Origin of the sequence: uncultured Clostridium sp., assembly GCF_947036855.1 — a bacterium.
Classification (GTDB): Bacteria; Bacillota; Clostridia; order Clostridiales; family Clostridiaceae; genus Sarcina.
Window position 1 is genome coordinate 1 of sequence record NZ_CAMQRY010000118.1, and the last position, 6,908, is coordinate 6,908.

A 6,908-nucleotide genomic window follows, 5' to 3' on the forward strand; every position below is an offset into this window, starting at 1 on the left:
GTCTTCATATCTGTAGTTTTAAGACCTTTAAGACCCATTAAGAATGGCATCCCATATTCTTGTGTAATTTCTGCATTTAATTCTATTTTATTTTCTTGCATGAATTGATCTAAAGTTTTTGCATCCGTATGGAATACTTCTTTATTCATTATTACCTTATTATTCATTTGGTCTTCAATTGTTATTGTTAATGTTTTAGAACCCTTTATAGCTGGTCCATATATATATTTATTACCAAGACCGATAGCAATTGCTACTATTGCTATAATTATAATTGCTGCTATAATTTTTGAACTCATTTTTTTCATTAGTTCTTTCTCCTTTGTTATTTAATTTTATTTAAACTTCCCATAAGATTTTGATATAAAGACTTTTTCATCTATATCATTTAATCTATTAATCTCAAGCGAAAATACAAATAGTATATTTGTCATAAGATCAATAAAATCAATTAATATTTCATCAACTTTTATACCGCTATTTCTTACAAGATGTAAATTTCTCGAAACTTTTTTAGCCTCACCTCTAGCAATATGATATTCACATGCTAATCTGCAGCCAGTAGGGAGTACAAATCCACTTAATCTATCCTTATTATTCTCTCTATATTTTGAAAGCATTGAAAGCCCTCTATCTATATCAGCCTCTGTCACAGCAATACGCCCTCTCACTGAACCATTTAAATGAAGTGCCATTTCCATAAGCCAAAAAGTTTCCTCATATAATGGTGTATCCATTGATAATATTCTTCCAAGCACAGATGATAAAAAATCACTTAAAACCTCATGATCTGTACTACCAAAATCTTCATCTAAAAATGGATATGAAATTAAATCTATATTTTTAGCCATACAACCTCCAAAATCCGACATATTTATTTTAGCAATTCACAGTATATCAAAAAATTGTTAACAAGTAAAACAATTTTATAGCAAAAAGCAGAAAATAATATAATAATTATTTTCTGCTTTTTTACTTCTAATTATTCTTTTTTTAATACTAATTTGATAAAAGAATATCTCTTAATCATATTACAAATTTTTAGTATGGAAGTAAATCTAGTAATTTCTCTTTTATTTCATGTTCATACTTATCCGTATGTGCACAAATATCAAGGAATCCACCTATACATAGATTCATTTTTGCAAGTTCCTGTTCTAAAATATCAAGATGATTCATCTCTTGATACTCATGGTACATATGATTAAGGTACTGTGGTGTATCTTCTGCATATTCAAGTGATATAAGTATAAAATGATCTTCTGTTAATTCAAAACTTATATGATCTAAAAATTCTGCAAAATCAGCATACTCAAACTTTTTAGTAGTTTTAAATTTATTAATTTCATGGTATAATCTTTCACATTTCTTAACAAGCTTATCTTCTGCTCCATATGATTTAAATAACTCTATAAAATCATCTGAATCTTCTATCGTAACAATAATATCTCCATTTTCTTCTGTAAGGATAGACATTGCAGCTGATGGTATAACTATATTCTCTATAAAAGTTAAAACCTCATCATTATTATCTACATTATAAAAATTTGAAAAAGTAAGTTCACTTTCTCTATTTATTAATGAAAATCTAATTAATTTTTTATGTATATCAAACTTTTCGGCTTCTACTATGTTCTTTAATCTTTCTAATTTATCCATGGTATTTCCCTCCAAAAAATTAAAAGGGCTAAAAGCCCTTTTATTTATAAGTTATTAAAGTTTTATACTTAATAATAAATGATCAAGAGCATAACCCTTTAATCCATCATTTTTAAACATTTCAACAATTTTAAAAATAGTCATTCTGACATCAAAGTTCTTATCACTTGCATACTCATTTGATAAGAAAGTATATATATATTTAAGCATTTTATGCCCAGATTTTTTATATTCTTCTTTTTCTGTAACATAGTTGGCTTTTACCTTTTCAACCTCATATGCTGATATATATGACCCTGTAACTGTTTTTAAAGTTTCTGAAAATTCTCTTTCTATAGCTATTCTAAAATCTTTATTACACTCGCTGTTTAACTTTCTATGAAGTAATCCAACAAGATACCCATAACTTTCTCCCATAAAACTATTATATCTTGCGTTTAATATTGAATCATTATTTCCTACTACTTTATATTTCATTGCTGTCTCCCTCTATTCGCATATTTTAAGTTACTATTAGTTTTATGTGTTACTATTTAGTCTACCTTCTTAAATTATTTACCGTGTTACATTTACTGTTTATTTTATTTAGCTAAAATTCCATTTAATATTCCAAGCTTAGTTGTATATACTTTAAAAGCATGACCGTGCTCATAATCTTTTAATATATCCTTGCACTTAGAAATAAGAAGATTTATCATTTTCTCACTTTTATTACTTACCTGCTCTTTGAACTTTTCAAAATCATCTCCACTTTCCATAAGTATAGATGTTGCATTTGCATCTAACTCCTTAGCTTCAACTTCCTTCTCTTTTTCAAGCATAATATCTATACAATCCTTAACAGATTTAACCTTTAATCCATAAACTGATTGTATATCTCTTGCAGTAGCAAGTACATTTGTATAAATGTATAACCATTTATCATTTTTATTGATGCTAGATACTGAAATTTCAGATTTTGTACCTATTTTATGTTTAAATTCTTTAATTATATAAATTATAGATTTCATAACATTTTCAAGGCTCTCTGTCTTATATTTCTTTAAATCTTCAACACTTGTAGAAGAACAAATCCAGTCAATAATATCTTTTTTACCAAGAACTATAGAATGTAACTTTTCACGTTTGAGTTCTATTCTATATGCTATCTCATTTAATTCATCGTTTATATTTTTTTCATCTGAGAAAAATACATCCTTAATTATCATTGCATCTGACACTGATTTAACTTTTGATTTAGCACTAACTTCTTTTTTATTCATAAGCACAAGATATGTGTCATTTAATGAAAATTTCTTTTTATTTATAAGCGTTTCTTTAGAGAATTGAACTTCAAAGTTACTCACATTTGATATACTTCTTACAAGTCTTTCTCTAGCTGTATTTGAATAATAATTGATATCTTTTAATAAATTAATTATATAATCTATTTTCTTATCAAGTCTACCTCTTAAAATTCTCTTTGCACTAGTTAATAAATCTTTAGAGTATCTAGCATATATATATATTCTTACAATGTCATTTTTTCTTATATAAGTATATAAATTATTAATAGCCTCCTCTAAATGTATACCTGTATTATCAAGTTCTCTTTGGTTTATCCCTGTATACTCTACAATTTCTTTTGTAAGAAATGTATTTATTGTTGGTTTTACAAGCGTTGTAAACTTATCACTCTTTTTATCGCTAAGCTTATACTCTGAAACAATATATCCGTCATTATTAAGTGTATATTCATCCTCTATCTGCGAACTTATACAAGACATTTCTATTATTTCATTGATAAACGTAGAATCATAAGGTTTTCTTGTAAACTCTAAATCTAAAAAAGCAATCTTCATTATTTATCTCCTTTCAAACTAATGTACCCTATAGCTAAAATTTCAGACCTTATCCTCTTTTTAAAGATGTAGCTTTCTTACTTAGTGCTACAGGATTTGCTCATATTAAATTAGATATTCTAATTTAATTTAGCCTTATTCTTTAGTATTTCCAAATTTACAATTAAAAAACTAAAGAATATAGAGATTATTAAAGATATTTCCTATAAAATTTTCAATCGAGGCTTTAACCCCATAAAACGCTTAGATATTTGTCTTAAAATAATTATTTTAAAGGTTGATTTTCAAAGCTCTAAAATTAAAAACCTTGATTAGATATCCATAACCACTTAATTAATATTATATCACCAATCTAAGATTTATTAATATATCCTTTTAGATAATTACATAAACACGTCACTATTTGTTATTAGTAAAAAAATCCTCTGAAATTATAAAGCCTGTACAACTTCCGACATTTTTCTACCATTACTCTAATTCTAACATATTTTCAGTATAATATTTGTTTTTTTTTTTAACAATATGTTTAAATTTAATACTAACAGAAAAACATTTTTTAATTTTAGCTAGTAAAAATAAGAAATCATATAAAATAGTTGCTTTTTTTTATCTTTATAATAAATTTTCAACATAAAATTTATTACTGATAAAGTGTATTATAAATTTAATTGTTATAAATTTAATTATTATATATAGACAAAAGCTATATTAACGATTAGCATAATATATACTTAATCTCAATATAGCAATTCCCTAAAAGCAAGTTATAAGTTGATTCTCTTAAATTCTTATTATATTTTAATATTCATCTTCGTATGAATCATATTCATGATACTCATCATCGTCATCATCACTATACTTATCATAACCATCTTCCTCAGAGTAATCATCATACTCTCTATTATTATATGATGAATTAAGCTCCTCATATATTCCATTTCCATTTTTATAATCTTCTATTATATTAAAGAAATGCTTATCCATAAATAGAAGTAACTCTTTTGTCTCATTCTCTCTAATCTCTGAAACTTCAATTTCTTCTTCAATCTTTAATCCATTAGCTTCATATATCATTATCGTATCATTTAAAAGTTCTTCTATATCTTTTGCTAAGACATACTTAACCTCATTGCCTTGTGCATCTCCAACATTGATAATTTGCCCCTTAGCACCTTTTTCTCCTGGGTTTAAATCAACTGCTAAATATGTGTGAATATTATTATATGCAAACGGTATCCACTTTTCATCAAATTGAACTTCTCTAACAGTAGATTCTACTGATGATTTTATATCAATACCTGCATATTTACCATCTGCTAATGTTTTTTTATTATTGTGCCAGACAATTAGCATATCATCAAGTGTTATAAGTTCAAATCCAAGTATAGCTCCAAGTCCTACACTTCCATTATTTTTCAAATATAAAGCTTTTAATCCACTTGGAAATTTAACGCCCATTTCAGCTTCAACTTCTTCTACTCTTGAAATGCTAGCACCACATTCTAATGAATCGCTTGAAAATTGTCGTATATTTTCCTCTATTATTTCTAAAACTTCTTCCCAAAGTTCTTTAACTATCTTCATATTTTTTCTCCTTTTGTACGCACTAAACTTAAATTAGCTTTTGTTTATTATTTTACTATAAACATTATATATAAATTAAAGTTTTTTTTCCACCAAAATTTAAAACAACTAAAAAAAAGATGTGAACTTAAATTTAAGTTCACATCTTTTTTTAGCTTTCTGAACTAGCAGTACTTTGTGTGCTAGATATAGTGTTTTGTGCAGTTGAAATTGCTTTCATTGCATTTTGATAATTTTCAACTGTTTGCCCTGGATTTTGATCATATCCATTTTTAACAATTTCATTTGCATCAGTAATTACTAACTGATACGCTGGCTTTACATTGTTTTGTAAAACAGCAGATATTTTATCATATCTACTTTGACCAATTGCATCTTTAGCTGTATTAAGATCCGTTATCATGCCATTAAATAATGATTCTTGACTACCGCTAATATGTGTAATTTGACTTTTAAGCTGTACCATATCCGTTGTTTCTTCATCTTTATATATTTGTGTTGTAAGTTGCTGTAATTGATTTAGTTTTTCCACTTGATTTTTTGCATATGTTCCTGGTTCTACTGAACTACTTCCTGATTTAGGTTTCATAAAAACACCAGAAACAAGAATAATTAAACCTAAGATAACAGCTACTGCAATTCCTATTTTTTTGCCTTTTGTCATTTGTTATAATCTCCTGTATTTTAATTTTTTATTATTCCATTTTTCAACATAACTATTTTATCACAAGTAAAATTTAAAATAAAGTACTAACCAACCTCATAAGTTTCAACTTTACTAATTATACTTTGATAATATTCACTACACTCAGTACCCTTTAAATATATATTGGCTAAAAGGTTTTCATCTTTTTTAATATTTGCATCATTTATAAGTACTATATAATTTTCTACAAGTAAATTAAAATGTTCTACATCTTTTCTAAATCCATCTAAATTTATAAACATATTCATATCTACTAAACTTTTAAGTTTTCCTGTTATCTCTTGAATATTTAAAACTTTGGTATTTATATTTTCTAAATCTATAAATTTAGAATTTTTATATATTTTATTTACATTTAATAGTTCATTAGATATAGAAAGCATCTTTTCTTGTGAACTTTCTACAAGGTTCATTCCCTTTTTACTTATAATTGCTGCAGTTTCAACATATACCTGCTCATCCTCTTTCTTAAAATATTCAATTGCTTCACTTTTTACTTTTAAAATAACAAGTGTCCCCCAAAGCACAACTGAAAATAACAATATCCCTTTAAATATTTTTTTCATAATTAAATCCCCCCAAAAGCATTCATACTATTTATTATATCTCTTCAGATTACTAAATAGTATATAAACTACAGTATTACATAAAATTCTATTGTTAAACTCTTTATCGGTAATTAATATTCTAAATTTTTGAATGTAATTAATTTTTTTATTTATAAATTATATTATTGGTCTTATGAAGGTTAAAAATAAACCATATTATTTTATTTTTACTTGCATTTTGAATTTTTATCATTTAATAGTGAATTTTCAAAAGTTTATTTTTATAAATCATCATTTACGAGTATTTTATTTTAGTGTTTATTTTTTAAATGAAAAATGGAGTAAACATCTTACAATCTTTACTCCATTTGAAACTATACTATTATTTTATCTTTAAAAATTGTAAATATAGAAAATGCTATTATTATAAGTATCGTCATTATTATAAATCCTATTTGAACACTTCCAATTACAAAAAGTGCAACTAAAAAACTAGAGGCCACTGAAAAAAGAATTTTTTATGATTTTTTATATGAAATAAAAATACCCAAACACTAAAATTGTGTTTGG

Annotated in this window: 8 protein-coding genes; all 8 read right to left on the reverse strand. The window is 25.5% G+C overall.

The window, feature by feature from the left end; translation table 11 throughout:
* Nucleotides 1-308, reverse strand: a 308-nt coding sequence (locus Q0V15_RS10520; RefSeq protein ID WP_297438769.1) for a hypothetical protein, incomplete at its 3' end; no start/stop codon positions are given.
* A 27-nt stretch (nt 309-335) separates the two neighbouring features.
* Nucleotides 336-851: a hypothetical protein gene (locus Q0V15_RS10525; protein WP_297438771.1), complete on the reverse strand. Its 516-nt coding sequence runs from the start codon at nt 849-851 to the stop codon at nt 336-338.
* A 190-nt stretch (nt 852-1,041) separates the two neighbouring features.
* Entirely contained in the window at nt 1,042-1,659 is a 618-nt protein-coding gene (locus Q0V15_RS10530) for a hypothetical protein (RefSeq protein ID WP_297438774.1), read from the reverse strand.
* Nucleotides 1,660-1,713: 54 nt separating this feature from the next.
* Nucleotides 1,714-2,136: a hypothetical protein gene (locus Q0V15_RS10535; RefSeq protein ID WP_297438775.1), complete on the reverse strand. Its 423-nt coding sequence runs from the start codon at nt 2,134-2,136 to the stop codon at nt 1,714-1,716.
* A 104-nt stretch (nt 2,137-2,240) separates the two neighbouring features.
* Nucleotides 2,241-3,500 (reverse strand): exonuclease domain-containing protein, encoded by a 1,260-nt coding sequence (locus tag Q0V15_RS10540; RefSeq protein ID WP_297438778.1) that lies wholly within the window; start codon nt 3,498-3,500, stop codon nt 2,241-2,243.
* 798 nt (nt 3,501-4,298) lie between these two features.
* A complete protein-coding gene (locus Q0V15_RS10545; RefSeq protein ID WP_297438780.1) occupies nt 4,299-5,084 on the reverse strand; it encodes an SMI1/KNR4 family protein in 786 nt (261 codons plus the stop codon).
* A 151-nt stretch (nt 5,085-5,235) separates the two neighbouring features.
* On the reverse strand, nt 5,236-5,748 hold the full coding sequence (locus Q0V15_RS10550) for a hypothetical protein (protein ID WP_297438782.1): 513 nt from the start codon (nt 5,746-5,748) through the stop codon (nt 5,236-5,238).
* Nucleotides 5,749-5,834: 86 nt separating this feature from the next.
* Nucleotides 5,835-6,356, reverse strand: a complete 522-nt coding sequence (locus tag Q0V15_RS10555) for a hypothetical protein (RefSeq protein WP_297438784.1) — start codon at nt 6,354-6,356, stop codon at nt 5,835-5,837.
* Nucleotides 6,357-6,908 lie beyond the last annotated feature (552 nt).